This is a genomic window from Lysinibacillus xylanilyticus (genome assembly GCF_001708185.1).
Taxonomy (GTDB): domain Bacteria; phylum Bacillota; class Bacilli; order Bacillales_A; family Planococcaceae; genus Lysinibacillus; species Lysinibacillus xylanilyticus_A.
Window position 1 is genome coordinate 681,306 of the sequence record NZ_MDDN01000001.1, and the last position, 26,272, is coordinate 707,577.

General features: G+C 38.4%; 22 protein-coding genes and 1 pseudogene. 5 read left to right on the forward strand and 18 right to left on the reverse strand.

Features of this window, described 5'->3' with window-relative positions; all coding sequences use genetic code 11:
• Positions 1-5 precede the first annotated feature (5 nt).
• Genes opp4B through BFJ97_RS03380 form a run of 3 tightly spaced genes read right to left on the reverse strand, consistent with a single transcriptional unit; the run spans position 6 to position 2,915 of the window.
• Positions 6-968, reverse strand: coding sequence for an oligopeptide ABC transporter permease (opp4B, locus tag BFJ97_RS03370; protein WP_068983214.1), 963 nt, complete (start codon positions 966-968; stop codon positions 6-8).
• A gap of 1 nt (position 969) precedes the next feature.
• Positions 970-1,905: an ATP-binding cassette domain-containing protein gene (locus tag BFJ97_RS03375; RefSeq protein ID WP_068983215.1), complete on the reverse strand. Its 936-nt coding sequence runs from the start codon at positions 1,903-1,905 to the stop codon at positions 970-972.
• Positions 1,902-2,915, reverse strand: coding sequence for an ABC transporter ATP-binding protein (locus tag BFJ97_RS03380; protein ID WP_068983216.1), 1,014 nt, complete (start codon positions 2,913-2,915; stop codon positions 1,902-1,904). The genes BFJ97_RS03375 and BFJ97_RS03380 overlap by 4 nt, the downstream gene beginning before the upstream one ends.
• 888 nt (positions 2,916-3,803) lie before the next feature.
• On the opposite strand from BFJ97_RS03380, the pseudogene BFJ97_RS03385 reads away from it, so the two are divergent.
• The 4 genes and pseudogenes from BFJ97_RS03385 to BFJ97_RS03400 form a co-directional block, all read left to right on the forward strand.
• Positions 3,804-4,025: pseudogene (locus BFJ97_RS03385) on the forward strand (MBL fold metallo-hydrolase); the annotation flags it as partial.
• A 587-nt stretch (positions 4,026-4,612) separates the two neighbouring features.
• Positions 4,613-5,815: an RNA-guided endonuclease InsQ/TnpB family protein gene (locus BFJ97_RS03390; RefSeq protein ID WP_375200170.1), complete on the forward strand. Its 1,203-nt coding sequence runs from the start codon at positions 4,613-4,615 to the stop codon at positions 5,813-5,815.
• A 186-nt stretch (positions 5,816-6,001) separates the two neighbouring features.
• A complete protein-coding gene (locus BFJ97_RS03395) occupies positions 6,002-6,589 on the forward strand; it encodes an MBL fold metallo-hydrolase (RefSeq protein WP_068983218.1) in 588 nt (195 codons plus the stop codon).
• 180 nt (positions 6,590-6,769) lie between these two features.
• Complete coding sequence (locus BFJ97_RS03400) at positions 6,770-8,299, forward strand: cardiolipin synthase (RefSeq protein ID WP_068983219.1); 1,530 nt, start codon at positions 6,770-6,772, stop codon at positions 8,297-8,299.
• 416 nt (positions 8,300-8,715) lie between these two features.
• Here BFJ97_RS03400 and pyrE read toward each other — a convergent pair whose 3' ends face one another.
• From pyrE to BFJ97_RS03475, 15 genes are all read right to left on the reverse strand, one after another.
• On the reverse strand, positions 8,716-9,345 hold the full coding sequence (pyrE, locus tag BFJ97_RS03405) for an orotate phosphoribosyltransferase (RefSeq protein WP_068983220.1): 630 nt from the start codon (positions 9,343-9,345) through the stop codon (positions 8,716-8,718).
• 2 nt (positions 9,346-9,347) lie between these two features.
• Complete coding sequence (gene pyrF, locus BFJ97_RS03410) at positions 9,348-10,052, reverse strand: orotidine-5'-phosphate decarboxylase (RefSeq protein WP_068983221.1); 705 nt, start codon at positions 10,050-10,052, stop codon at positions 9,348-9,350.
• On the reverse strand, positions 10,049-10,963 hold the full coding sequence (locus BFJ97_RS03415; RefSeq protein ID WP_068983222.1) for a dihydroorotate dehydrogenase: 915 nt from the start codon (positions 10,961-10,963) through the stop codon (positions 10,049-10,051). The genes pyrF and BFJ97_RS03415 overlap by 4 nt, the downstream gene beginning before the upstream one ends.
• A complete protein-coding gene (locus tag BFJ97_RS03420) occupies positions 10,960-11,733 on the reverse strand; it encodes a dihydroorotate dehydrogenase electron transfer subunit (RefSeq protein ID WP_068983223.1) in 774 nt (257 codons plus the stop codon). The genes BFJ97_RS03415 and BFJ97_RS03420 overlap by 4 nt, the downstream gene beginning before the upstream one ends.
• Before the next feature lies 1 nt (position 11,734).
• Positions 11,735-14,932 (reverse strand): carbamoyl-phosphate synthase large subunit, encoded by a 3,198-nt coding sequence (gene carB, locus BFJ97_RS03425; RefSeq protein ID WP_068983224.1) that lies wholly within the window; start codon positions 14,930-14,932, stop codon positions 11,735-11,737.
• Positions 14,925-16,025 carry a carbamoyl phosphate synthase small subunit gene (locus BFJ97_RS03430; protein WP_068983225.1) on the reverse strand — a complete coding sequence of 367 codons (1,101 nt, stop codon included), beginning with the start codon at positions 16,023-16,025 and terminating at the stop codon, positions 14,925-14,927. The genes carB and BFJ97_RS03430 overlap by 8 nt, the downstream gene beginning before the upstream one ends.
• Positions 16,025-17,302 (reverse strand): dihydroorotase, encoded by a 1,278-nt coding sequence (locus tag BFJ97_RS03435; RefSeq protein WP_068983226.1) that lies wholly within the window; start codon positions 17,300-17,302, stop codon positions 16,025-16,027. The genes BFJ97_RS03430 and BFJ97_RS03435 overlap by 1 nt, the downstream gene beginning before the upstream one ends.
• Position 17,303: 1 nt before the next feature.
• Positions 17,304-18,182: an aspartate carbamoyltransferase catalytic subunit gene (locus tag BFJ97_RS03440; protein ID WP_068983227.1), complete on the reverse strand. Its 879-nt coding sequence runs from the start codon at positions 18,180-18,182 to the stop codon at positions 17,304-17,306.
• Positions 18,183-18,396: 214 nt separating this feature from the next.
• Positions 18,397-19,725 (reverse strand): solute carrier family 23 protein, encoded by a 1,329-nt coding sequence (locus tag BFJ97_RS03445; protein ID WP_068983228.1) that lies wholly within the window; start codon positions 19,723-19,725, stop codon positions 18,397-18,399.
• 20 nt (positions 19,726-19,745) lie between these two features.
• The gene (gene pyrR / locus BFJ97_RS03450) at positions 19,746-20,288 is read right to left on the reverse strand and encodes a bifunctional pyr operon transcriptional regulator/uracil phosphoribosyltransferase PyrR (protein ID WP_068983229.1); all 543 of its coding nucleotides are present in this window, start codon (positions 20,286-20,288) and stop codon (positions 19,746-19,748) included.
• 242 nt (positions 20,289-20,530) lie between these two features.
• The gene (locus BFJ97_RS03455) at positions 20,531-21,442 is read right to left on the reverse strand and encodes an RluA family pseudouridine synthase (protein ID WP_068983230.1); all 912 of its coding nucleotides are present in this window, start codon (positions 21,440-21,442) and stop codon (positions 20,531-20,533) included.
• Positions 21,439-21,918: a signal peptidase II gene (gene lspA, locus BFJ97_RS03460; protein WP_068983231.1), complete on the reverse strand. Its 480-nt coding sequence runs from the start codon at positions 21,916-21,918 to the stop codon at positions 21,439-21,441. The genes BFJ97_RS03455 and lspA overlap by 4 nt, the downstream gene beginning before the upstream one ends.
• 62 nt (positions 21,919-21,980) lie before the next feature.
• Positions 21,981-22,664 (reverse strand): hypothetical protein, encoded by a 684-nt coding sequence (locus BFJ97_RS03465; RefSeq protein ID WP_068983232.1) that lies wholly within the window; start codon positions 22,662-22,664, stop codon positions 21,981-21,983.
• A gap of 94 nt (positions 22,665-22,758) precedes the next feature.
• Entirely contained in the window at positions 22,759-24,327 is a 1,569-nt protein-coding gene (locus BFJ97_RS03470) for a sodium/solute symporter (RefSeq protein WP_068983233.1), read from the reverse strand.
• Positions 24,328-24,357: 30 nt separating this feature from the next.
• Positions 24,358-24,690, reverse strand: coding sequence for a hypothetical protein (locus BFJ97_RS03475; RefSeq protein ID WP_068983234.1), 333 nt, complete (start codon positions 24,688-24,690; stop codon positions 24,358-24,360).
• A 237-nt stretch (positions 24,691-24,927) separates the two neighbouring features.
• Here BFJ97_RS03475 and BFJ97_RS03480 point away from each other — a divergent pair, with 237 nt between their 5' ends.
• A complete protein-coding gene (locus BFJ97_RS03480; RefSeq protein WP_254660109.1) occupies positions 24,928-26,106 on the forward strand; it encodes an AraC family transcriptional regulator in 1,179 nt (392 codons plus the stop codon).
• The last annotated feature ends 166 nt before the right edge of the window (positions 26,107-26,272 follow it).

The following is a 26,272-nucleotide window of genomic DNA, read 5'->3' on the forward strand; positions in this document are numbered from 1 at the left end:
AACAGTTAGTCTATGCGGATACGTGGATCAACAATGCTCATAATAATATCTGACAGTAGACTACCTAATAATGCTAAGAAGCCATAAAGCATAACGAGAGCTGTAATCACACTATAATCGCGACTCGTTATAGAATGGATGAATAATTGCCCCATGCCCGGGAAGCCAAAAATTGTTTCTATAAAAATCGAACCACCTAATAAGCCCGTAATTGTAAAACCTAGGAAGGCTGCAATTGGCAATAAGGAATTGCGGAAAATATGTCTTCTATAGATTCTTTTCATCGGTACGCCTTTACTACGTGCTGTTTTAACATAATCCTGTGTCTTAGCATCGATAATTTCTGAACGTAAATATTGAATAATCGTTGTCGTACCTAAAATCGCATATGTCATCGCAGGTAAAATTAAATGATAGATGCGATTCCAATAATATTCCAGCGTTCCCGGTTCTACACCTACATCAACTGTTCCACTCGTCGGGAACCACATTAAACGATAACCGAAAATATATAGGAAAATTAAACCCAAGACAAAAGTCGGTATCGCGTAGCTTATAAAGCTATAGAGTGTGATCGACTTATCGTACAATGTATCTTGCTTACGCCCCGCAATCATTCCTAATGGAATAGCAATCGCATAAACGAGAACCGCACTTAGTAGAGCGAGCCAAAATGTATTTAATGCGCGCTCACCAATCAGTGTGGACACCGCAATTTTATATGTATAGCTTTGTCCAAAATCTCCTTGGAAGGCGTTAGTTATCCAATGGTAATATTGCACATACCATGGATCATAAAATCCTGACTGAATTCTCAATTCTTCGATACGTGAAGGGTCTGTTTCTGGTGTAATCAAACCTGTAAATGGATCACCTGGCATTTGCTTCGCCAAAATAAAGATAATTAGGCTTAGCACAAACATTTGAGGAATCATCAAAAGTGTTCGTCTAACAATTGTTTTCCACATTTTATATACCCCCTGACATCGCAACCATATGTGTATCTGAAATGGATTTAAGCGGGTATACTTTTCCATGCTCATCATAATATTGATGTTGCTCTTTTTGATAGTTCTCTTCTACTTTTTGTCGAATGAGTTTGCGCTCTAAGCGTGACTCTGGTTCAATATTTGGAATAGCAGATAACAGACGTTTTGTATAAACGTGTTGTGGATCCCTATATATATCATGTCTCGTACCTGTTTCTACGAAGCGTCCTTTATACATAATGGATATATGATCGCACATATGTTTTACAACACCTAAATCATGTGAAATAAATAAATAAGTAAGACCATATTCAGTTTGAATATCTTTCATAAAGTTTAACACCTGTGCTTGTACGGATAAATCCAGCGCAGATACAGGTTCATCAGCTATAATCATTTTGGGATTACAAGCAACAGCTCGCGCGATTCCTAGACGTTGTTTTTGACCACCAGAAAATTCATGCGGATATTTTAACAATACATCTTCAGACATCCCTACAATTGCTAGTAACTCTTTGATGCGCTTACGCTCCTCTTGATCACTAAGCTTCATAAAATTCCGAATAGGCTCTGCTAAAATGTCTAGTACCCGTTTTCTAGGATTCATACTTGAATGAGAATCTTGGAAAATCATTTGAATGTCTTTGTTATAAGCTGAATTACGATTTCTGCGTTGGTTTGTTACATCCTCACCTTCGTAGAAAATTTGGCCTGAAGTGATTTTTTCTAAACCAATAATGGCCTTTCCTGTAGTAGATTTTCCTGATCCTGATTCTCCTACTAAACCATATGTTTTTCCTTTTTCAAACTCCATTGTGACGCCATCAACCGCATATACCTTATCGATTACTGTATTAAAAAAGCCGCCTCGAATTGGGTAATGAACGTTTAAATCATTAATTTGCATAAAGCTCATACAGCCCCGCCTCCTTCTTCACCTTCTAAATGAAAGTGTTTCCAGCAGGTACATCTAACAAAATGACCTGGTGCAATTTCATGTAATTGTGGTTTTCTTTCATGTGCAGATGCATCTATCCACGGTATTCGTGCTGAAAATCGGCAGCCTTCTCGAGGCAAATTCTTCAGCGATGGCACCATACCTTGAATAACTTCAAGTCTTTCATTTTCACTATGTGTTTGTGGAATAGAATTCAATAGAGAACGAGTATAAGGATGTTTAGCATTTTTAAATAATTCCTGAACAGGTGCTTCTTCTACTACTTCACCCGCATACATTACTGCAACTCGATCAGCCATTTCTGCCACCACGCCTAAATCATGGGTGATTAAGATAATACCTGTTTCAGTTTCTGACTGTAGTGCTTTTAATAAATCAAGTATTTGAGCTTGGATCGTCACATCTAAAGCTGTTGTCGGTTCATCTGCAATTAAAATAGATGGTTTACATGACAAGGCAATGGCAATCATGACACGCTGACGCATCCCCCCAGACAATTGATGAGGGAATTGTCTTGCCACACGCTCTGGATTAGAAATGCCTACCTGATTCAACAATTCTAATACTCTCTCCGCGCGCTGTTGCTTTGAGAGCTTTGTATGATATACCAGCCCCTCTGCAATCTGTTCTCCTATCCGCATTAACGGATTGAGAGCTGAAAGAGGATCCTGAAAAATAAAACCAATATCATTACCTCGTAATCTATTAAATTGCTGCTCATTTAATTGCGTTAAATTTTGATTATTATAATGAATTTCCCCTGTAACCTTTGTGTTAACTTCATTGTGCAGGCCTACAATAGTAGTTGCTAATGTACTTTTACCACAACCAGATTCTCCAACGATTGCTAATACTTCATTCTTTTTAAGCGAAAGCGAGACATCCTCTACAGCAGCGTGGTAAGTTTCTTTAATGCGAAAACTTGTAGTTAAATTTCTAATTGTTAGTAGGTCATTTGCTGTATTCAAACAATCTCCCCTCCCATATTCAATATTCTGAAAAATGATTTCACTTGGCTATAAATTTATTTCAGAATTATATTCTTTGAACTATTCTTTACACCTCCATTTATATTTGTAAACACCCTTAATATTTTTTTACTTCTTCAGACAACAAAATCCGATGCAGGAATTATCTGAAAATTAAATGTAACATTATTTTATCTAGAAATAATACATTAAATCAAGTAGTTTTTTTGAAATATTATAAATATATAAACAAATCAAGTCCTTACATCTTTATCAAATAATTTTACAAGTTTAATTTTTTCTTTACATGATTATTTGCTTCTTTTTTAATCTATTAACTAAACTCCTCGATTTTTATTATCCAAATATAATTTTCTTTCACAAAAAATGTTTTCTTTATTTGTAAAAATACACTTTAATTTTTGATTAATTCTATTTAACAGTAAAAAGTTATCAATTCTTATTCCCATATATATTTCCAATTAAGTTATTTCCGTTTTAATATATAGTTTTCTCATTTAAAGCGTTAAAAACTACAAATCATTATTGCTATACTTAAGAGAGTAATTTTTGGATATCTTCTTCCTATCCACTTACGTACTTCTTGATTACACTTAATTATATTTTTTCTAAAAAAAAATTAACTTTATAAATAATATATGTAGAATTAAAGGAAAAATATGATAAAAGTTCGAATAAAAGCATCATAATCAATTATACTTCGGCATAATTGCGTCCGGAATTGGCTTTGTGCTAGCGGCAGCGGCAGATGTTTTTTGCGCGAAAGCGAAGCGTCAGCGGCAAGTGTTTTTTGCCGAAAGCGAAGCGTCAGCGCAGATGTTTTTCGAAGTTATAATAGATTAATTAATTTAAAGGGGCGTATATTTAATGGTTATTATTAAGGATTCTTGGTTTACAGTAGAAGAAATTAATGAAGAAACGTTTGCAATAAGTGAATATGGACATTGGGAAAAAGTTCATTCATTTTTACTGATCGGGACGGATAAAGCTGTTTTAATTGATACTGGTTTAGGCATCGATAACATTGAAAGAATATGTAATCAACTAACATCTTTACCTATTACGGTCCTCACTACCCATGTTCATTGGGTAACTAAACTGTTACAACAAATTTAGACAAAACTATACAAACCTGTATAGAAGTATAGATTTATAACAGAATACCCTTCGTATCAAGCGATTGGTGCGAACTCCACGTTAATTGCTTTTAACTCCTAAAGCCTTGTGACCAAAGCGGAGCTGGAAACGGCAGACGTAACGGTGCGAAAGCAGAAAAAACAACAAGGATGGCATAAGCTGAAAAAAATTACTCAGTGTCCGTAAAGGATCATCGTGACAACGGAAAACGGTAGCGCTAAGTGCTTTGGTAATGGATGTTTAGCAGCGAACTCCTAAATCTCTAATGAGACAAGGAAGACGTTCAACGACTATCTCCTTGAGGGAGAGTAAAACCGCAAGCGAATGGCGGAAGAAAAATGTGGCTCTTATTAAAAGATAAGATGAAGATATAGTCTGCGCTTATGTGAAAGCATAAGAGGTCTACTCGTGAGAGAAAGACTGCATGAAGGGTTGCGCCTTCGTGTGAACAAGAAAAATAGATACAAATTTAAAAAATGTTAACAACCTCTCTAAATAGGGTAAAGTGATTTTATCATATTGAAAGGGAGGTGGTACGCATGGAATTAATGTCCATTGGAAAATTTGCTAAACGTGTTGGTGTAAATGTTGTCACGCTAGGGACAAAGATCAGACTAAAACCAACTAAAGAACAAGAGGTTTTGTTTTGGAAGTCTGCGGGGACTGCGAGATGGGCTTACAATTATTTCTTGGCTGAAAGCGAACGTATTTATAACGACGAGAAGCGTACAGTCAAAGAGGGCGAAGTTCGTAAGAAAATCAATAACGAGCTGAAACCAACAACGCATAAATGGCTGAAGGAAGTCGGAAGCAATGTGATGAAACAGGCGGTGAAAGATGCCGATATTGCTAGAAAGCGTTGGTTCGAAGGCATGACTGAAAAGCCAAGGTTCAAAAGCAGACGAAGAAGTAAAGTTAGTTTTTATGTAAATTACGAAAGTTTAAAACGAACAAATGAAGGTTTTAGAGGAGAAAAGATTGGTAGTGTAAAAACTTGCAATGCGCTTCCTAAGCTTAAAAAAAGTCATAAATATTCGAATCCACGCATTTCGTTTGACGGACGAAACTGGTTCTTATCCATTGGGTTTGAGCAAGAATTTGAGCCATATGATTTGACCGACGAAAGTTTAGGAATTGATGTGGGTATCGAAAAATTGGCAGTTTGTTCTGATGGTGAGTTCAAAAAGAACATTAACAAAACCAAAGAAGTCAAACGATTAGAGCAAAAGTTGAAGCGAGAACAACGACAACTAGCTCGTAAGCTTGAAGCCAACACGAAAGAGTATACTAAAAAACGAAAGCCAATCTATAAAATACCTTTAAAGAATATGAAAAATATTCAAAAACAAAACACTGAAATTCGTAATTTATATAAGCGACTTAACGACATCCGAACAAATCATTTACATCAGTGTTCTAATGAGATCGTGAAAACCAAGCCATCTCGTATTGTAATGGAACATTTAAATGTAAAAGGTATGATGAAAAACAAACATCTGGCGAAGGCGGTAGCCGGGCAGAAGTTATATGAATTCAAACGGCAAATTCAATACAAATGTAAAAAATACGGAATTGAATTTATTGAAGCCGACAGATGGTTTCCATCATCAAAAACTTGTTCTTCTTGTGGACAAGTCAAATCAGATTTGAGACTGAAAGACAGATTATTTATCTGCTCTTGCGGATTAAAGATGGATAGAGATTTGAACGCAAGCATTAACTTAGCAAATTATTCAATCTAAGAAGCTTAACTGAAACTAAGCCTTAGATGTGTACGCAACGATACTGCGGAATTTAAGCCTTTGGAGAGTCATACAAAATGGTAGTAGCGTTTTGCGAAACCAGACTCGGAGAATAAGGAAGACACAAATACGAAAGTCGGAAGATATAAGTTGTGTCACAGTAGAGATGTCTACATTTTTTAAGAAATGTATATGTTTTTCGTATCGGACCATATTGGTAGTCATAGACAATTTGAGCATATTTACGTACACAAGGAAGAGGCTGATTGGCTAGTAAATGGCATTAAAAAGTTATCGATTGAACAGATCAGAAAAGACGTCAGTCGTGATATCACGATACCTACGCCCAAAACGTTTAATCCTGAAACATATAAACCTTTCCAAGGACAGCCCTCTGGTGTTTTAGAGGATGGAGATATTATCGATATCGGAAATAGAAAATTGACTATACTGCATACACCTGGCCATTCACCAGGGCATATATCTATTTTAGATCATAACAACGGTTATTTATTTACTGGTGATTTACTGTATGATAAAACGCCAATTTATGCTTTTTTCCCTACAACAAATCCAGTAGATTTAGTAGATTCCTTAGAGAAGATAGCGAACTTACCTAATATTACGAAGATTTTCGGGTCTCATAATACATTGGGGCTTGATTCTTCTATTTTAATAGAAGTAAAACAGGCAGTTACTACGTTGAGAGAAGAGGATCTTGTAAAATTCGGTACGGGAATCCATCATTTTAACGGTTTCAGTGTTCAATTTTAATCGAGTAGGAGGAGGTGGATTTGCTCATTAACTAGAAACGTAAAAATATACGTTATAGAAGGCACATGCGGAAATGCCTATATTGTTAAAAAAAAGAAAACAATTTATCATAAAAATATGAAAGTACAACTTCCTCTTATGAAAATTATATTTAAGAAAGAATAGGTGAAAATGCATCATATGAAAAACCGCGTTGTCCAATTACTATTTTTATTTACAATTGCAGCAATTATGCTCATATTCTTAAATAAGTCTATCATTCCCTTATCTACCTTAATCGGCTTATTATGGCCCATCACACTTATAGGGATTGCTTTCGTTATTTTTATTGAAAACCGTTCTCCGCAAAGTACATTAGCTTGGCTTTTAGTTTTAGCTATTCTCCCTGGTATTGGTGTATTTATGTACTTACTTTTCGGAAGAAGTCACTGGAGAAGAAGGAAGCATTTACATCGTTCAGAAGAAAGGAGAATAATATTTCGTGAGATTTTAGAAGGGAAAAGTTTTAATTTAGAAAACTCCCCTCCTTTAAATGAACGATCCACCTATTTGACTCAAGTTATACAAAAATTTGGTGGTGGTCCTGCTGCTAATGAAACTACAACAAAGCTCTTAACAAACGGTGATGAAACATTTACTGAAATCATACAAGCGATTGAAAATGCTACACATCATATTCATATTCAATACTATATTTATCGATCAGATGAAATCGGCACAGAAATTCGAGATGCCTTAATAAGGAAAGCAAAATCTGGCGTGATCATACGCTTTCTTTACGATGGACTCGGAAGTAATAAATTACGGAAGAGTTTCTTACAACCAATGAAAGAAGCAGGGATTGAAGTAATCGAATTTGATTCTATACTTTCACCTTGGCTATTAGAAACCGTCAATTATCGTAATCACCGTAAGATTGTTATTGTAGATGGGACAATCGGTTTTACAGGTGGACTCAATGTCGGGGATGAATATCTTGGTCGTTCGAAGAAGTTTCCTATTTGGCGTGATAGTCATTTAAAAATAGAAGGAAAAGCATTATATAAACTACAGGCCATTTTCCTAGAAGATTTTCTTTATGCCACTAACAGTTTAAATGCTTACTCTTGGAATCAATTTATGGATAGAGCATACTTTCCAAGTCAAGGAATTCATCAGGCGCAAGGTGCCGTTCAAATCATTGCAAGTGGACCTAGCTCAGATGATACAAGTATTCGAAATGCTCTATTGAAAATTATGGGCTCTGCCAAAAAGTCAATTTGGATTGCCACTCCATACTTCATTCCTGATCAGGAAACATTAACATTATTACGTTTGAGTGCACTTTCCGGAGTAGATGTTCGAATTTTATATCCGGGAAAAGGCGATAGCGTCATTAGTGATCAAGCATCCCAATCATACTTTACACCACTTCTAAAAGCGGGAGTCTCCATTTACAGCTATAAAGATGGCTTTATGCACGCTAAGATTGTACTTGTTGATGATGAAGTTGCAACAATTGGTACAGCAAATATGGATATTCGTAGTTTTGAACTTAATTATGAGATCATTGCGGTCCTATATGAATCTATAACGGTTCTAGATATAAAAAATGATTTTGAACAAGATTTTAAAGACTCCATAGAAATTACATGGGCGTCATTTCAAAAGCGAAGTATTCAAAAACGCATGCTCGAATCTCTTATGCGACTCATTTCTCCCCTACTTTAAGTTAATCAATTATGCCTCGGCATAATAGCGTAAGGAGGTTTTAACTTCTTTCAGCAGAAGTTAAAAAAATATAAAAGACTGTAAACATACCTGATATTGTTTGGGTATGTTTACAGTCTTAAGTAGTCAAGGATATATTTTTCAATGTTGATGCGCTTGAAATGAGGATGATTTACATTCCAGCCCCCTACCGCTTTACTACAGGTGCGATTCATGATGCTATTGGCGGTTCTCGAAATTTTATCAGCGATTCTCGGCATTTTATCAGCGGTTGGCATTTTGGAGCGCCCAGTCGGAACGGAAATCAACCCCTCGTTTTGCCTGAAGAGGCCATGCTTTATTTATTTTGACGCAATAGTTTTAAGCAAATGAAAAGATGGTATGAGAAATTTTCATACCACCCTTTTTTAAATCAATTAAAGCTCGCCTGCTTTTAATTTGCCATGCCACTCTTTAAGGAATGGGATGTCTCCTTCTTTAATAGCGCCTGATTCGTTAGCTGCTTCAATTAAATAATCAAAGTTTGTTAGCGATACATATTGAATGCCAGCTTCTTCAAATGCTTGTTCAGCACGTGGAAGATTGTATGTGTAGACACAAACAACGCCTAGTACTTCACAGCCTGCAGCGCGTAATGCTTCTACAGCTGTAATTGATGAGCCGCCTGTAGAAACGATGTCTTCTACCACTACAACTTTTTGACCTGCTGCGTATTTTCCTTCGATTTGGTTACCACGGCCATGTTCTTTTGCTTTAGAACGTACGTAAACCATAGGTAATTCTAAAATATCACTTACCCAAGCAGCATGTGGAATGCCTGCTGTTGCTGTACCTGCTACGACTTCTGTTGCGCCAAAGTTTTCTTTAATAAGAGATGCTAAACCGTTTGCTAATTGTTTACGAATTACAGGGTCAGAAATTGTTAGACGTGTATCACAGTAGATTGGCGATTTAATGCCTGATGCCCATGTGAATAGTTCTGTTGGATTTAATTCTACTGCACCTACCTTTAACATAGCGTGTGCGATTTCATTTTGTAATGTCATATTTATGCCTCCCATAATTCACTTACGATTTTATATGCTGCTACTGGATCTTGTGCACCTGTTACGGCACGTCCTACGACGATTAGCGAAGAACCGTCACGTTTTGCGCCGTCTGGTGTTGCAATGCGCTTTTGGTCGTGTGCATCGCCACCTGCTAAACGGATACCAGGTGTCACACGTAAGAAATCTTCACCGCATACTTCAGCAATTGCTTTTGCCTCATGTACGGAGCAGACAACTCCATTTAAACCAGCTTGTTTTGTTACGCTTGCATAATGTAATACCGATTCCTGTAAAGATAAAGCAATTTTTTGCTCTGCCTGCATTTGCTCTTCTGTTGTAGAAGTCAGTTGTGTTACTGCAATTAATGCCGCACGTTCACGCCCTGCAGGAGTACCCGCTTCAAGTCCCTCAAGTGCCGCTTCCATCATCGGACGTCCACCTGCCGCATGAACGTTGACTAAATCTACCCCTAATTTCGCTAAGCCTTTCATAGCAGAGCCAACTGTATTCGGAATATCGTGTAGCTTTAAATCAAGGAAAATATCATGACCTAAATCTTTTACCTTGCGTACAATATCCGGTCCTTCCTGCATATATAATTCCATACCAATTTTCACGAAAAGAGGCTCATTAAAATGCTTTAGAAAATTGAATACTTCTGCTTCTCCAGGAAAATCTAGTGCAAGTATTGGTTTTGTATTCATGAACGATGGCTCCTTCCGATAATTTCTGAAATATGCTCTACACCTAAGGCATCAAGCTTTGCTGGTAATTCATCAATAATAGTAGGACAAACGAAGTGATCGACAAAGTTTGCTGTTCCAACAGCAACTGCTGATGCACCGGCCGACATAAAGTCAATAACGTCTTGCGCTTCTGTCACGCCACCCATGCCAATAATCGGAATATTGACAGCCTTATACACCTCATAGACCATGCGAATTGCAACTGGCTTTACAGCAGGACCAGATAAGCCACCTGTACCATTCGCAATCACTGGCTTACCTGTACGCTCGTCTAAACGCATACCGATTAATGTATTGATCATTGTAATACCATCTGCACCGCCTGCTTCAACAGCTTGTGCGATTTCTACGATGTTCGTTACATTAGGAGACAATTTCACGTATACAGGCACCTCAGAAGCAGCTTTTACAGCTTTCACTAACTCGCGCGCTGTTGCTGGGTCTGTACCAAACTGAATACCACCACATTTAACGTTCGGACAAGAAATATTAAGCTCTAATGCTTTCACATTTGGTGCAGTCGAAATACGTCGTGCTACTTCTACGTAATCTGCTGTCTCTGTGCCAGCAACATTTGCAATAATTGGCACATCATATGCTTCTAGAAACTTTAATTCTTCATTCATTACTTTTTCAATGCCGGGATTTTGTAAACCAATTGCATTTAACATTCCTGCCGCTGTTTCTGCTACACGCGGAGTTGGATTACCAGGACGTGTTTCCACAGTCGTTGCTTTTATCATAATAGCGCCAAGTTTTGATAAATCGTAAAGCTGCGCATATTCACGCCCAAAGCCGAAGCAGCCTGAAGCTGGCATTATTGGATTTTTTAAATCTAAACCTGGTAATTGAATAGTTAATCGACTCATAATGCCACCGTACCTTTCGGGAAAACTGGACCATCAGAGCATACTTTGACATAATCTTTTGCTACTTGATCTGTTGTTTTACACACGCATGCGAAACAAGCACCGATACCGCAGCCCATACGCTCTTCAAATGATAAATAACCTTCTTTTTCTGGATAGAAGCCTTCTAATGCTTTTAACATTGGTAGCGGACCACAAGAATAGAATACATCGAATTCAGGTGCTCGTGACTCTAATACATTTGTCACAAAGCCTTTTGTTCCTTTAGAGCCATCAACCGTTACATAATGTGTTTCTCCAAGCGCACTGAATTGTTCCTCATAGAAGCATACATCCTCCGTTTGGAAGCCAAGTACATGAATCGTTTTAACACCTCGAGCATTCAATTGTTTAGAAAGCTCATGTAATGGTGGTACTCCGATTCCTCCGCCAACTAAAAGTGCAGTACCGCCCTCTTTTACTGCCTCAACAGGGAAACCATTTCCAATTGGACCGAGTACATTGACGAGCTGCCCCTCGCGATTTGTCGCTAAAACCTTTGTTCCGCGACCTTCCGCACGATAGATCATCGTAAATTCGTTGTTGTCTTTGTCTATATTTGCAATACTGATTGGTCGACGTAAAAGCGGCTCCATTGAATCTGACACCTTTACATGGACAAACTGGCCAGGAGTCATATCCTGAACCAGTTCACCACGAAGTGTCAATTCGAAAATGTTTGTCGCAATTTGCTTTTGAGAGACGACCGTCATTTTCTCTTGACGAATCATATTAGTGTACTACCTCCGCTTTTGGCATTTGTTCTGCTGTAAATGTCATTGACTCAATAACACGTACCATCGCTTCTGCTGTATCTAATGAAGTTAAGCAAGGTACGCCGTTTTCAACTGACTCACGACGGATTCGGAAGCCATCACGTGCCGGTTGCTTACCTTTTGTTAATGTGTTGACAACAAGCTGTGCCTCACCGTTTTGAATTAAATCGATTAATGTTTGACCTTTTGCACCGATTTTGCCAACTACATCTGTACGTACACCTGCTGCTTCGAACGCTTTTGCTGTACCTTCAGTAGCGACAATACGATAGCCTACTGTTGAGAAGCGTTTTGCTAGTGCAATTGCTTCCTCTTTATCTTTATCAGACACAGTGAACAATACTGTGCCTTCTGTGCGAATTTCCATACCTGCTGCAACTAAGCCTTTGTAAAGTGCTTTTTCTAATGTTGCATCTTTCCCCATTACTTCACCTGTTGATTTCATTTCAGGTCCTAGTGTAATGTCTACACGACGTAATTTAGCAAATGAGAATACTGGCACTTTAACGAAGACACCTTTTTGCTCAGCCGCTAAGCCTGTTGGATAGCCTTGTTCTACGATTGATTTACCAAGGATCGCTTTCGTCGCAATATTCGCCATCGGGATGTTTGTAATTTTACTTAAGAACGGTACTGTACGAGATGAACGTGGGTTAACCTCGATGACATATACTTCGCCCTGTGAAATAACGTATTGAATGTTCATTAAGCCTACGATGCCAAGACCTTTTGCAAGGCGAGTCGTATAATCCACTAACGTATCTTTTTGCGTTTGCGTTAGTTTTTGTGGAGGGTATACAGAGATAGAGTCACCAGAGTGAACCCCTGCGCGTTCGATATGCTCCATAATACCTGGGATTAATACATTTTCACCGTCACAAATGGCATCTACTTCAATTTCTTGACCCGTTAAGTAGCGGTCTACTAAAACTGGATGATCAGGAGAGGCTTCTACTGCGTTCTCCATATAGTGTTTTAATTCCTCTTGGTTGTAGACGATTTCCATCGCACGTCCACCTAGTACGTATGAAGGACGAACTAGTACAGGGAAGCCTAGACGTTCACTAATAGCAAGTGCTTCTTCCGTAGATACAGCTGTTTGACCTAATGGCTGTGGAATATTCAAGTCGCGTAATGCTTGCTCGAATTTGTCTCGGTTTTCTGCACGGTCGATATCTTCAAGTGTTGTACCTAGGATCTTCACGCCATTAGCAGCTAATTTATCAGCAAGATTAATAGCTGTTTGACCACCAAATTGTACAACTACTCCAATCGGTTGCTCTAGGTCGATAATATGCATAACATCTTCGATTGTTAATGGCTCGAAGTATAATTTATCTGAAATCGAGAAGTCCGTTGATACTGTCTCTGGATTCGAGTTAATAATAATCGCTTCGTAACCCGCTTCTTGAATTGCCCATACTGAGTGTACTGTTGCGTAGTCGAATTCTACCCCTTGACCAATACGGATTGGACCAGAACCAAGTACAACAACTGATGGCTTGTCTGATTTAATCGATTCATTTTCATCCTCATATGTGCCATAGAAGTATGGTGTTTCAGATTCAAACTCCGCTGCACATGTATCGACCATTTTATATACTGGGATAATGCCATGTTCTTTACGATATGCATATACTTCCTCTTGAGTTGTTTCCCAAAGCTCAGCAATTTTCTTATCTGCAAAGCCTAGACGTTTTGCTGTACGTAATACGTCTTTATCGTTTTTATTGTCAGCAAGTGTTTGCTCCATATCTACGATGTTTTTGAATTTATTTAAGAAGAATAAGTCAATTGCAGACCATTCATGAATTTGCTCAATTGTTACACCGCGACGAAGTGCTTCACCGATGAAGAATAGACGCTCGTCGCCTGCTTTACGAATACGTTTTTCAATCCAAGAATCAGTGTTTTCTTCTGCATGTTTCAGCTCTAAGTGAACTTGACCTGTTTCAAGAGAACGCACTGCTTTTAGCATCGCTTCCTCAAATGTACGACCAAGTGCCATTACTTCACCCGTCGCTTTCATTTGTGTACCAAGATTACGCTTTGCAGATTCAAATTTATCGAATGGCCAGCGAGGGATTTTCGCCACGATGTAGTCTAGAGCTGGCTCGAAGCAAGCATACGTTGAACCTGTTACAGGGTTTTTGATTTCATCTAATGTTAAACCAACTGCGATTTTTGCTGCTAGCTTTGCAATTGGATAGCCTGTTGCTTTTGACGCTAACGCTGATGAACGAGATACACGTGGGTTTACTTCGATTACATAGTAATTAAAGCTATATGGATCAAGAGCTAATTGTACGTTACAGCCACCCTCGATTTTTAGTGCACGGATAATATCTAAAGAGATATTACGTAGCATTTGGTTTTCACGATCCGAAAGTGTTTGCGTAGGTGCAACTACGATGGAGTCACCTGTATGAATACCAACTGGGTCAACGTTTTCCATGTTACATACAACGATTGCGTTGTCAGCAGCATCACGCATTACTTCATATTCAATTTCTTTATAACCAGCGATTGATTTTTCTAGTAAACATTGTGTTACTGGCGAATATTTTAGACCAGATGTCACAATTTCCTCTAGATCTTGATCGTTGTAGCAAATACCGCCGCCTGTACCCCCAAGTGTGAAGGCAGGGCGAACGATTACTGGGTAGCCAATTTTCGCTACAAAGTTTTTCGCTTCGTCTAGGTTATGGATAATATCTGATTCAGGTACTGGAGCACCTAGTTCATACATTAAATTACGGAATAGATCACGGTCTTCTGCTTTATGGATTGCCTCTAATTTCGTACCAAGAATTTCAATATTAAGCTCATCTAGAATTCCTGATTTATCTAATTCAATGGCCATGTTTAAACCTGTTTGACCACCAAGTGTTGGTAGGATGGCATCTGGGCGCTCTTTACGTAAAATTCGTGATACAAACTCAAGTGTAATTGGCTCAATATATACTTTGTCTGCAATTTCTGTATCTGTCATAATTGTCGCAGGGTTTGAGTTTATTAAGATAACGCGATAGCCTTCTTCTTTTAGTGAAAGACAAGCTTGTGTTCCTGCGTAGTCAAATTCTGCTGCTTGTCCGATAACGATTGGACCTGATCCGATTACTAAAATAGTTTCTATATCTGTACGTTTAGGCATGTTGTTTCCCCTTCCCTGCTTCTACTTCCATCATTTCGATAAATTCATCAAATAAGTGATTTGAATCTTCTGGACCTGGTGATGCTTCTGGGTGATATTGCACGGTGAAGATTGGATATTTCTTATGGCGTACCCCTTCACAAGTACCGTCATTTAATGCGATATGTGTTAATTCTAAATCTGTATCTTTTAATGAATCGATGTCGATTGCATAGCCATGATTTTGAGATGTTAAATCAGTACGGCCAGTACGTAAATCTTTTACTGGATGGTTACCACCGCGGTGACCGAATGGTAATTTGAAGCTTCGTGCACCACATGCTAGTGAGAAGATTTGGTGCCCTAAACAAATACCGAACATCGGTACTTTTCCGATTAAATTACGAACTGTTTCAATACCTTCTTGCACATCTTCCGGGTTACCTGGGCCGTTAGAAAGCATGATGCCATCTGGATGCCACGCTAAAATTTCTGCTGCTGAAGTATTGTAAGGTACAACTAGCACATCACAATCACGTTTGTTTAACTCACGAAGAATACCATGTTTCATACCAAAGTCTATTAATACTACGCGTTTGCCACGACCTGGTGATGGGTAGGCTGCTTTCGGTGATACTTCATGTACATGGTTTGTAATAGCTGGTGTCGCCTGTAATTTTGCCACGATTTCGTCAACATTCACTTCCTCATCAGCCGCTGTTAAAATAGCCTTTACTGACCCTTTGCTACGAATAATACGTGTTAATTTTCGTGTATCGATTCCTTCAATCCCTGGAATATCCTTTGATGTTAAGTACTCATCAACTGTTAAATCACAGCGGAAGTTTGAAGGTGTTTTTGCTAATTCACGAACTACAAAGCCACGAATAGCAGGCGTGATTGATTCAAAATCATCACGGTTAATACCGTAATTACCGATTAAAGGGTAAGTTAACGTTACGATTTGTCCGTAGAAAGAAGGATCTGAAATTGTTTCCTGATAACCCGTCATCCCTGTTGTAAATACGACCTCACCTTGTGAAGCTCGCTCACTACCGAACGCTGTACCTGTAAATACTGTGCCATCTTCTAAAATAAGTAAACGTTTTTTCATTACTCTGCCTCCTGGTATACGATATTGCCTTCAAAAATTGTAAGGACTGGCCAACCTTTTGCAACCCATCCATTGAATGGTGTATTGCGTCCTTTAGATACAAAGCCTTCTGCATCAATTGTTTGTTCTTTATTTAAATCTATTAAAATCATATCTGCTGAAGATCCAACTTCTAATGTGCCATATGGTAAATCGAAAATTTGAGCTGCTTTTACAGACATCCAGTCGATCAACTGTTTTAACGTCCATTTCCCTGTTTCTACAAATTGTGTGTAAAGTAGTGGGAAGGCTGTTTCAAAGCCTACAATGCCAAACGGTGCGCCTACCATGCCACAGCATTTTTCTTCTACTGTATGTGGAGCGTGATCCGTAGCGATACAATCGATTGTGCCATCTAGTAGAGCTGCGTGAAGTGAGTCTTTATCATCAGCAGCACGTAATGGCGGGTTCATTTTCCAGTTTGCATCATCTGATGGAATATCCATTTCTTCAAGTAATAAATGATGCGGGCAAACTTCTGCAGTGACACGAATACCCGCTGCCTTAGCGTCTCGTACTGCACGTACAGATTCCTTCGTTGACACGTGACATACGTGGTAGCGTGCGCCAGCAGCTTCTGCTAGTAGAACATCACGTGCAATTTGAACGGATTCACAAATCGATGGAATTCCTGGTAAACCAAGTTCTTGATTACGCTTCCCTTCATGCATAACGCCGTCGTAAATTAATGAGTTGTCTTCACAGTGCGCTACAACTACCACATCATGCTGTGCCGCATCTTTCATTTGCTCATACATTGTTGATGCAAGCTGGATCCCAACACCATCATCTGAAAATGCAACAGCTCCATGTGCTTTTAATTCTTCAATACTCGTGCGAACCTCACCTGAGATGTCCTTTGTTAAAGAGCCGTATGGAAGTACTCGAATGACTGCACTTTCTTTAATAAGACCGTTAATCAACTGCATGTTTTCTACTGAATCTGGAACTGGTTTTGTGTTTGGCATCGCACAAATAGTTGTGAATCCGCCTTTAGCTGCTGATGCAGAACCTGTAGCAATTGTTTCTTTATGTTCAAATCCTGGCTCACGTAAATGTGTGTGTACATCGACAAAGCCTGGTGCCACAACTAAACCTTTACCTTCGATAATTTCTGCGCCTGCTACATTTACGTTTTGTCCAATTTCAGTAATTTTGCCATCTACCATAGCGATATTGACTGTTTGTAGCTCGCCTTGTTCATTTAACATTTGTACATTTTGAAGAACCTTTGTCATATTATTCTCTCCCCTTTAAAATTGTTTCGACAATAGCCATTCGCGTATATACTCCATTTCGAACTTGCGCGAAAATTCGAGAACGCTCGCATTCAACTAGCTCTGAAGCAATTTCCACATCACGATTGACCGGTGCTGGATGCATAATAATGGCCTTTTCCTTCATTTGTTTTTCACGTTCAATAGTTAAACCGTACTCGTTATGATAACTCTCTTTTGAGAAGCTTTTATTAACCTTATGACGTTCATGCTGCACACGAAGTAACATAATCACATCACTTATTTCGATTAAATCATCCCAAGAGTGATGTGCTTCGAAACCGCCAGCCCACTCTTCTGGACAAAGAAAATGAACATTTGCCCCCAATCGCTGTAACGCTGATGCATTTGATTTTGCTACACGGCTATGGGATACATCCCCAGCGATTGTTACATTCAACCCTTCAAAAGAACCAAACTCTTTTTTGATTGTATAAAGATCCAGTAATGATTGGGATGGGTGTTGACCTGCACCATCACCTGCGTTAATGATTGACACATTAATGCCTTCTAGCAGTTCATTGTAATACTCGTCTTCTTTTGCGCGAATGACTACCGCATCCATACCAATCATTTCTAACGTTTTTACCGTATCGTACATTGTTTCCCCTTTAGTGACACTTGAAAAACCCGCATCAAATGGGATAACAATACAGCCAACTTTACGCTCTGCCATTTCAAAGCTCGTTTTCGTACGTGTACTCGGTTCAAAAAATAAGTTTGCTACGTTGTATTCTCTAGATAACAATGATGCTTCACCATTTTCAAAAGCTTGCGCACGATCTAGAATGTGGTTAATTTCTTCAGTTGTTAAATGTTCCATCGATAATAAGTTCTTCATCATGTAACCTCCATTAGATTGTGTTTCATGAACGTCTATGTATAAACGTTCCGTATTCAGTAAGCTGAATATAGTAAAAGCCCCGCTGATGTCATCAACGAGGCATAAGGAGGCGTGACAAACTAGAGCAGAACATATTCCTACGTTTAGCTTGTCTACAACTTCCCTTTTTTTGCCTCTCTGGACAATTCATTAAAAGGTACTACTTATTTAATTAATCTTCTAAAATTTCTTTCTCTCGCCCTGGTAATACTAAGTTTAAAATCACACCTATAATTGCTGCTAATGCCATACCTTCAAGGGCAAATGACTCAGAGAATCTAAGTGCAGCACCGCCGATTCCTACTACTAAAATTACAGATGCAATAACCATGTTTCGATTATTCCCAAAGTCTACTTTACTTTCAACTAGCATACGTAAACCACTAGACGCGATAATACCAAATAATAAGATTGAAATACCACCAAGAACTGCGGTTGGTATTGTTGAAATTAATGCCATGGCTTTCCCAAAGAACGACACGACAATCGCAATGACTGCTGCTCCCATGATAACATACACTGAATAGACACGTGTGATTGCTAAAACACCTATATTTTCACCGTATGTTGTTTTCGGTGGTCCGCCGATTAAGGCACTCAGCAATGTCCCTAAACCATCCCCTAAAATTGATCGGTGAAGGCCTGGATCTTTGACATAATTTCGATTTACTACTTTCCCCAAAACTAATTGGTGACCTATATGTTCTGAAATCGTTACGATGACGATTGGTACCATTGCAAGTAAAATTTTAGCTGTAATATTGAATTCATAGTCCACACCTGGTATCAAAAAATCCGGTGAAGCGAAAAATGATGCTTCTTTTACTGGAGTGAAATCAACGATTCCAATAAACACTGAGTAGATATATCCAACAATTAGACCCATCAGAATAGGCATAGCACTTAAAATATTCTTAAAGTATACCGTGAATATAATCGCTGCTAATAAAGTAACTAAAGCCGCTGAAAAATGTAATCCACTGTATTGAGATACAGTTTCAACAACCCCCGTTGTCTCATTCACCTGTTCTACATTTATATTCATTGCCATATTTACTGCTGTACCTGACAGTCCTAAACCAATTACGATAATAACGGGTGCCACAACAATTGGTGGTAGCAAACGCATTAACCATTTATAACCTGTCTTCCAAATGATTAAAGACACAATTCCGTAAACTAGGCCGACTGCTAGTGCCCCAATCATCGCATTCCCCGGATTCACACTAGCATTATTTGTATCTAATCCATTCGCTGCAATTAGAATTGGTGAGATGAAAGCAAATGATGAACCTAGATAGGCTGGTACTTTAAACTGTGTTACTAATAAGAAAACAAGTGTAGCAATCCCACTCGTTAAAAGAGCAATTGCTGGACTAAGACCTACCAATTGAGGGACTAAGATCGTTGACCCAAACATGGCAAACATGTGTTGGAAACTTAATGTCACTAGTTGGACTGGAGTCGGTTTATCCTGAATATCTAATACTGCTTTTGACATAGTGTTTCCTCACTTTATCGTTAGTCTTCTTTATAAATAATGACGCAATCTTCGTCGTCTACCTCTTGTAAATTTACTACTATACGCTCGGATCCAGATGTTGGAACATTTTTACCAACATAATCAGCTCGTATCGGAAGCTCTCTATGACCTCTGTCGATAAGGACTGCCAGTTGAATTTGTCCAGGTCGCCCTAAATCCATCACTGCATCTAGTGCTGCTCGTACTGTACGCCCAGTGTATAATACATCATCAACTAGTATAATCTTTTGATTCGCTACAACGTAATCAATATCAACTTGCTCTACATGTGCCTGCTCGTTTTCATGCTTTGTTGATAGATCATCTCGATAAAGTGTAATATCAAGCTCCCCAGTACGAATTGCTTTACCTTCAATTTTTTCAATTCTTTCTGCAAGACGTTTTGCGAGAAAAGCACCTCGCGTTTTAATACCGACTAAAATACATTCATCGATCCCTTTATTACGTTCAATAATTTCATGAGCAATTCGTGTTAATGCTCTTGCCATTGATGGGCCATCTAATAGCTCATTTTGTGCCATGTAAATTTCCTCCTCTCTTCTATCTATTGTTGGTCATGTGTCCATAAAAAAACCTCTCGAGGCGAATAGCCTGAGAGGGTTGTATACGTGTTTAAATAGCATGTTGAAAAAATTTGCAGCACAAATTTTAAGCAACACGATCACATGTACCTTCTCAGCCTCTCTGGACTGTCATTAAAGGTGAATATTTAGTTAAGTTGTTCATTTCACTTTCGTTAGTATAGACCTTCTTTTACTATCCGTCAATGCCTATTTCGTAAATCATTTAATAATTGTTCATAATCAGCAGGAAGTGGTGTTTCAAACTCGATATATTCGCCAGATGCAGGATGATCGAATCCTAAAATTCCCGCATGTAATACTTGTCCACCGAAGTCTATTGTCTTTTTTGGTCCATATTTTGGATCACCAACAAGTGGGTATCCAATATAATTCATATGCACACGAATTTGATGAGTTCGTCCTGTTTCTAAACGACATTCCACTAGTGTATAGTCGCCAAAGCGTTCAATCACTTCGAAGTGAGTTACTGCATGCTTTCCATTATCAACAACCGCTTGTTTTTGACGATCTTTTTGATCGCGTGCAATAGGTGCATCAATTGTTCCTTTATCATGTGCAATATGTCCGTGTACTAGCGCAGTATATTTACGAGTCACTGTTTTATTGACTAGCTGATTCACTAACGATTCATGAGCCGCATCATTTTTAGCAACCATTAATAAACCTGAAGTGTCTTTATCAATACGATGCACAATTCCCGGACGCAGAACACCATTAATGCCTGATAAATCCTTACAATGATACATTAAACCGTTTACAAGGGTACCTGCCATATGTCCAGGTGCTGGATGCACGACCATGCCCTTTGGTTTATTCACAACAAGGACATCCGCATCCTCATAAACAATATCAAGGTCCAAGTTTTCAGCAATAACATCTAATGGCTCTGCTTCAGGTACATCTATTTCCACTAGATCTCCTACTTTTACCTTATACTTCGCCTTGACAGTCTTTCCATTTACTTTAACAATACCTTCAGTAATCCAATTTCCAATTTGTGTACGAGACCATTCTGATTGCACACTTGAAAGCGCCTTATCAATGCGCTCTCCCTTTTGCTGTTCTTCCATTGAATATGATACTTGCGTCATTCTTTCACCTGTTTCTTTTCTTTTTTATCTTCAGCGATTAAACCAATCATTATTACCACTACAGCAATTGTTAAAGCTGCATCTGCAATATTGAAGATTGGGAAATCATAATTAATTACCGGAACTAATACATCTATAAAATCGACCACTTCGCCTCTAAATAAACGATCAATAAAATTACCTATCGCTCCGCCTAATAAGAGCATTAAGCCTACTTGAAAAATAGGTTTCCCCTTTGCCTCTTTATGATAATAGTAAATAACGGCACATATAACAACTACAGTGACAATCGTAAATAGCCACATACGTCCTTCAAGCATGCCCCATGCTGCCCCTTTATTTCGATGAGACAATATTCCAAACCATGGATCCCATACTGAAATTCGTTCACCAAACTCCATATTTTTCACAATTAGCCATTTTGTCCATTGATCTAATAGGACAACGAATGCGGCCAATCCATAATATTTATACACAGTCATTCCTCCGTTCACTCAACATCTAACCTATTCTACCATAACAGCCCATCTCAGAATAACTAATATAGCACGAAAATATGGCTGAATACTTTATGTGGGGATGATTTTTGCTCCGAAAGCGTTTTCTTGTGGGCGTTCGCTTTGCTATCCATCGTTTCGACTCTTCTTTCCGTCGCTCTCGGCTTTCTTTCCGTCACTTTGACTCTTCTTTCCGTCGCTCTGGGTTTCTTCCGTCGCTTCGTCTCTTCTTTCCGCCGCTCTCGGCTTTCTTTCCGTCGCTTTGACTCTTCTTTCCCTCGCTCTGGATTTCTTCCGTCGCTTCGTCTCTTCTTTCCGCCGCTCTCGGCTTTCTTTCCGTCGCTCTTTCCGTCGCTCTGGATTTCTTCCGTCGCTTCGTCTCTTCTTTCCGTCGCTCTCGGCTTTCTTTCCGTCGCTTTGACTCTTCTTTCCGTCACTCTAGCTTTCTTCCGTCGCTTCGACTCTTCTTTCCGCCGCTCTCGGCTTTCTTTCCGTCGCTTTGACTCTTCTTTCCATCGCTCTGGGTTTCTTCCGTCGCTTCGTCTCTTCTTTCCGTCGCTCTCGGCTTTCTTTCCGTCGCTTTGACTCTTCTTTCCGTCGCTCTGGGTTTCTTCCGTCGCTTCATCTCTTCTTTCCGTCGCTCTTGGCCTTCTTTCCGTCGTTCTGGTTTTTCTTTCCGTCGTTTTAACTCTTCTTTCCGTCGTTCTGGCTTTTCTTTCCGTCACTTTGACTCTTCTTTCCGTCGCTTTTGTTCCCACAAAAAAACTATTGCCATCACTTCATAAGTAATGGCAATAGCTTTTCAATTTCTATTCAAATCTAGACTGTTTCAGATTCCTTTGAATGTACACGTCTCATGAAATCATTCACATCAGCCGGTACTTTTCGATCTAATAATGACACGATAATAACCGATAAGAAGCCAGCTGGTACTGTCACAATGCCAGGAATTTTAAATTGCAAAAAGCTTGGCAGCGTTCCAGGTAAAAATATCATCCACATAGATACCCCAAGTCCAATAAGTAAGCCCGCAATTGCTCCTTTTTCTGTCATTCCTCTCCACCAAATACCTAATATAAATATTGGTGTAAATGTACTCGCCGCAACAGTAAAGGCAAGAGCCACTAAATGTCCGATGGATGCATCCTTAACAAGTAAGCCCAATGCTCCATATAAAATACCTAATATCACAATTGCTACTTTCCCTGCAATCACTCGTTGTTTTTCTGTAATATCCTTTTTCATAACACTTGCATATAAATCATGAGCCAATGCCCCTGAGCTTGTGATAAATAATCCTGATAAATTTGAGAATATGGCCGCAAATGCCCCCGCGATGACAAGCCCAAGAAGCCATTTGCCTCCTAGTGCAAGTGCTGTTGTAGGAATAACCATATTGTTCCCACCAAGTACTAAATCTCGCATTACTTCCTCACTTGCAGTACCCGAGATAAAAATAGAACGGCCTACAACACCTAGATATACAGCTAGTAAGAAAAACGCACTTGCAATCCCAATCGCCATAAGCGCTGATTTACGAGCTGCCTTTGCACTTGGATTTGTATAAAATCTTAGTAATATATGTGGTAAACCAATCGTACCTAATGCTAAACCTATTGTCATACTAATAGTTTGCCAAAATGTTGGAAAATAAAAGCCTGTCCCTGTCCAAGCAGCACCATCAAAATTAATATCCTTTCCATCTAAAGCATATGGTGAAGTCCCTGTAATAGGGCCGCTAAATGAATTAATGGCAGCTAAAATCTTATCATAATGTAAACCGCTATACATTGCTGCGATCAACATAACAATAAACGCACCAAGGCGAATCCAAAGCTCTAAAGCTTGGTTGATTGTTGTTCCTTTCATACCGCCTATTCCTACATAGAAAATCATTACGATACATGTAAAGATGATACCAAATTCATAAGAGGTACCAAAAAACATACTTAAAATTTGTGCTGCACCTAATAATTGTGGTGCTGCATAAAAACCAGAAATCGCTAAAACTACAGCTACTGCTACTAGTCGAGCTCGTTTGCTATGAAAACGATAAGCTAAAAAATCAGCAACGGTAAATGCACCAAAACGTCTTAATGGACCTGCCACAAAAATTGCTAACAATGTTAATCCAATGGAGAAGCAAAATGCATAATAAGCACCATCATATCCTAATTGGAAAGTCAAACCAGCTATCCCAAGGAAAGTAGCTGCACTTAAATAATCTCCTCCAATTGCCGAACCATTTGTAAACCAACCAAAACTTCTTCCCCCTACAAAGAAGTCAGATGCCGTTGCATTTCTTTTTGTTAAATACGTAATATATACAATTGTTCCCATTAAAGCAATGGTCATTAACATCTTCGGTTCTAATAGAGCTTTTATCATTTAACAAATCCCCCCCTAAGCTAAAGCTACTTACTTAAGTATTTCGTATTTCTTTAGGCGTTTTTCGTACAATGCTGTATGCACATAGGCAATAATAAATGCCATTGCCATCATTACGACTGTTGTCACAAACCAGGTAACTGTTATACCACCCCAAATTTTCTTAAAAGCAAGTTCTGGAGCAAACCAGTTCATCACTGGAATACTAAAAATTAAAATGAAATAAAATACCGTTAAGCCAAAACCTGTCGTAAACTCATCTTTCATAATTTGGTTAGTAGTTGCATCTAGTGGTGGAAGATCCTTCACATCTATTGTTCCAGCTTCCACGTATTCATAATCATGACTCCCTACTTCTGCCATACTTCAAATCCCCCTTTCTATCTGGGCAAATAATTATCTGAAATTTCAAATTATTATTTACTACAATTATTTTATTCTATTTAACCCATAATTTAGTTACAAAATATTGCTGTATTAGTACAAAAAAATGCTATTTTAAGTTAAAATATTTTTATCATTTTTCATTTACAACGAAAGGGAGTTGTTAGCATTTTAAACATTGTTTGGTATATTGAAAATTCAAACGAAAAACAACAAATGGGCTACTGGTTAGAAGAATTTCTACCTCATACCTTTATGAACTGCGAAGAATTCAAAACAGAAGATGTCGCTCTCATTTTCTATGAAATCAACCGCTTATTTGACTGGGTAAAGATAAATCGGTTAAAAAGAAATTATCCTAACAGTATAATTGTCCCTATTGTTGCAGAACACCTTACTTACTCAACTGGTATAGCAATTGAACTAAATTTGCCCGCACTTCTCATAAAACCATTACAGAAGGCAAAATTTCTGCGAATTGTTAAAAAGCTTTATACGTCCTATAAAGAAAAACAGGCAAGTACTATTACAATGCTTGAGCTATCACAGCAAATTTCACAAGACCATACTTCCCCTTTCCGAGAAGCCTTTTTAAAACGACTTATACGGGGAGAAGTTGAAAATGAGCAGGAAATTATCCAGTCTGCCTCTTTTTTATCAAAAAATTGCATCCCAAATATCGTGTTTTTAATTCAGGGCTATATAGATGTGAATGAAAATCGACCTATCCTTTATGATGCGAGCAGTGTTATAGCAAATGTGTTTCGTCAAAACTTTGCTAACAACGCACCTTTATCCTTTTTAAATTTTGAACGTTATTTATTGTTGCTTATGCGCCTTCCAAATGAATACACATCATTTAAGCATTGGTCTGAGGGGGTAGCTTGTTTACTTGAGGTTATTGAAGTGTTAAAAAAAGATTATGGCATTCATCTTTTTATGGGGATTGGCGGTGTTTTTCAGGACGCCATGCAAGTTAAAGAATCTTATAGCCAAGCGCGAAAAGCGCGGAGAAAACCACCTGTCCATAATATTCATATACGATTTTATGAAGATTTAACAAAGCAAGAATCGCTTCAAAAGGCTATCCACTATATCGAAGAACACTATGATGAACAAATAACGATTAGTGATGTTGCCAAATATATTAACTTTAGTTCTACGCATTTTAGTAGATTGTTTAAAAAAGAGACTGGTCGTAATTTTGTGGATTATGTAGCTTTTACACGTATCATCAAGACGCTACCCTATTTACGAAAATACGATTACACCATTGAAAAAATTTCATCCATCTGCGGTTTTAACACTCCTAATTATTTCAGCATCACGTTTAAGAAGTATGTTGGCATATCTCCAACTGACTACCGCAATACGCAAGAAATATTATTTAAATAGTTCATAACGCATCGTTGAGTAACTAAACCTATAAAAAGAATCTGCTAGACCTCCATAAAAGTAAACAACGCAAGCCCCCCTTCATCAAGGAGACTTGCGTTTTTATTACATAGCATGCAAATTCTTGTTCTTAGTTTGCATTACTGTTTGTTTTTATCAATTATGC

What these genes read in the sequence shown, in the direction of transcription:
- opp4B (WP_068983214.1), bottom strand. Translation starts at nt 968, where the DNA reads ATGTGGAAAACAATTGTTAGACGAACACTTTTGATGATTCCTCAAATG.
- BFJ97_RS03375 (WP_068983215.1), bottom strand. Translation starts at nt 1,905, where the DNA reads ATGAGCTTTATGCAAATTAATGATTTAAACGTTCATTACCCAATTCGA.
- BFJ97_RS03390 (WP_375200170.1), top strand. Translation starts at nt 4,613, where the DNA reads ATGGAATTAATGTCCATTGGAAAATTTGCTAAACGTGTTGGTGTAAAT.
- BFJ97_RS03395 (WP_068983218.1), top strand. Translation starts at nt 6,002, where the DNA reads ATGTATATGTTTTTCGTATCGGACCATATTGGTAGTCATAGACAATTT.
- BFJ97_RS03400 (WP_068983219.1), top strand. Translation starts at nt 6,770, where the DNA reads ATGAAAAACCGCGTTGTCCAATTACTATTTTTATTTACAATTGCAGCA.
- pyrE (WP_068983220.1), bottom strand. Translation starts at nt 9,345, where the DNA reads ATGACATTACAAAATGAAATCGCACACGCTATGTTAAAGGTAGGTGCA.
- pyrF (WP_068983221.1), bottom strand. Translation starts at nt 10,052, where the DNA reads ATGAATACAAAACCAATACTTGCACTAGATTTTCCTGGAGAAGCAGAA.
- BFJ97_RS03415 (WP_068983222.1), bottom strand. Translation starts at nt 10,963, where the DNA reads ATGAGTCGATTAACTATTCAATTACCAGGTTTAGATTTAAAAAATCCA.
- BFJ97_RS03420 (WP_068983223.1), bottom strand. Translation starts at nt 11,733, where the DNA reads ATGATTCGTCAAGAGAAAATGACGGTCGTCTCTCAAAAGCAAATTGCG.
- carB (WP_068983224.1), bottom strand. Translation starts at nt 14,932, where the DNA reads ATGCCTAAACGTACAGATATAGAAACTATTTTAGTAATCGGATCAGGT.
- BFJ97_RS03430 (WP_068983225.1), bottom strand. Translation starts at nt 16,025, where the DNA reads ATGAAAAAACGTTTACTTATTTTAGAAGATGGCACAGTATTTACAGGT.
- BFJ97_RS03435 (WP_068983226.1), bottom strand. Translation starts at nt 17,302, where the DNA reads ATGACAAAGGTTCTTCAAAATGTACAAATGTTAAATGAACAAGGCGAG.
- BFJ97_RS03440 (WP_068983227.1), bottom strand. Translation starts at nt 18,182, where the DNA reads ATGAAGAACTTATTATCGATGGAACATTTAACAACTGAAGAAATTAAC.
- BFJ97_RS03445 (WP_068983228.1), bottom strand. Translation starts at nt 19,725, where the DNA reads ATGTCAAAAGCAGTATTAGATATTCAGGATAAACCGACTCCAGTCCAA.
- pyrR (WP_068983229.1), bottom strand. Translation starts at nt 20,288, where the DNA reads ATGGCACAAAATGAGCTATTAGATGGCCCATCAATGGCAAGAGCATTA.
- BFJ97_RS03455 (WP_068983230.1), bottom strand. Translation starts at nt 21,442, where the DNA reads ATGACGCAAGTATCATATTCAATGGAAGAACAGCAAAAGGGAGAGCGC.
- BFJ97_RS03470 (WP_068983233.1), bottom strand. Translation starts at nt 24,327, where the DNA reads ATGATAAAAGCTCTATTAGAACCGAAGATGTTAATGACCATTGCTTTA.
- BFJ97_RS03475 (WP_068983234.1), bottom strand. Translation starts at nt 24,690, where the DNA reads ATGGCAGAAGTAGGGAGTCATGATTATGAATACGTGGAAGCTGGAACA.
- BFJ97_RS03480 (WP_254660109.1), top strand. Translation starts at nt 24,928, where the DNA reads ATGGGCTACTGGTTAGAAGAATTTCTACCTCATACCTTTATGAACTGC.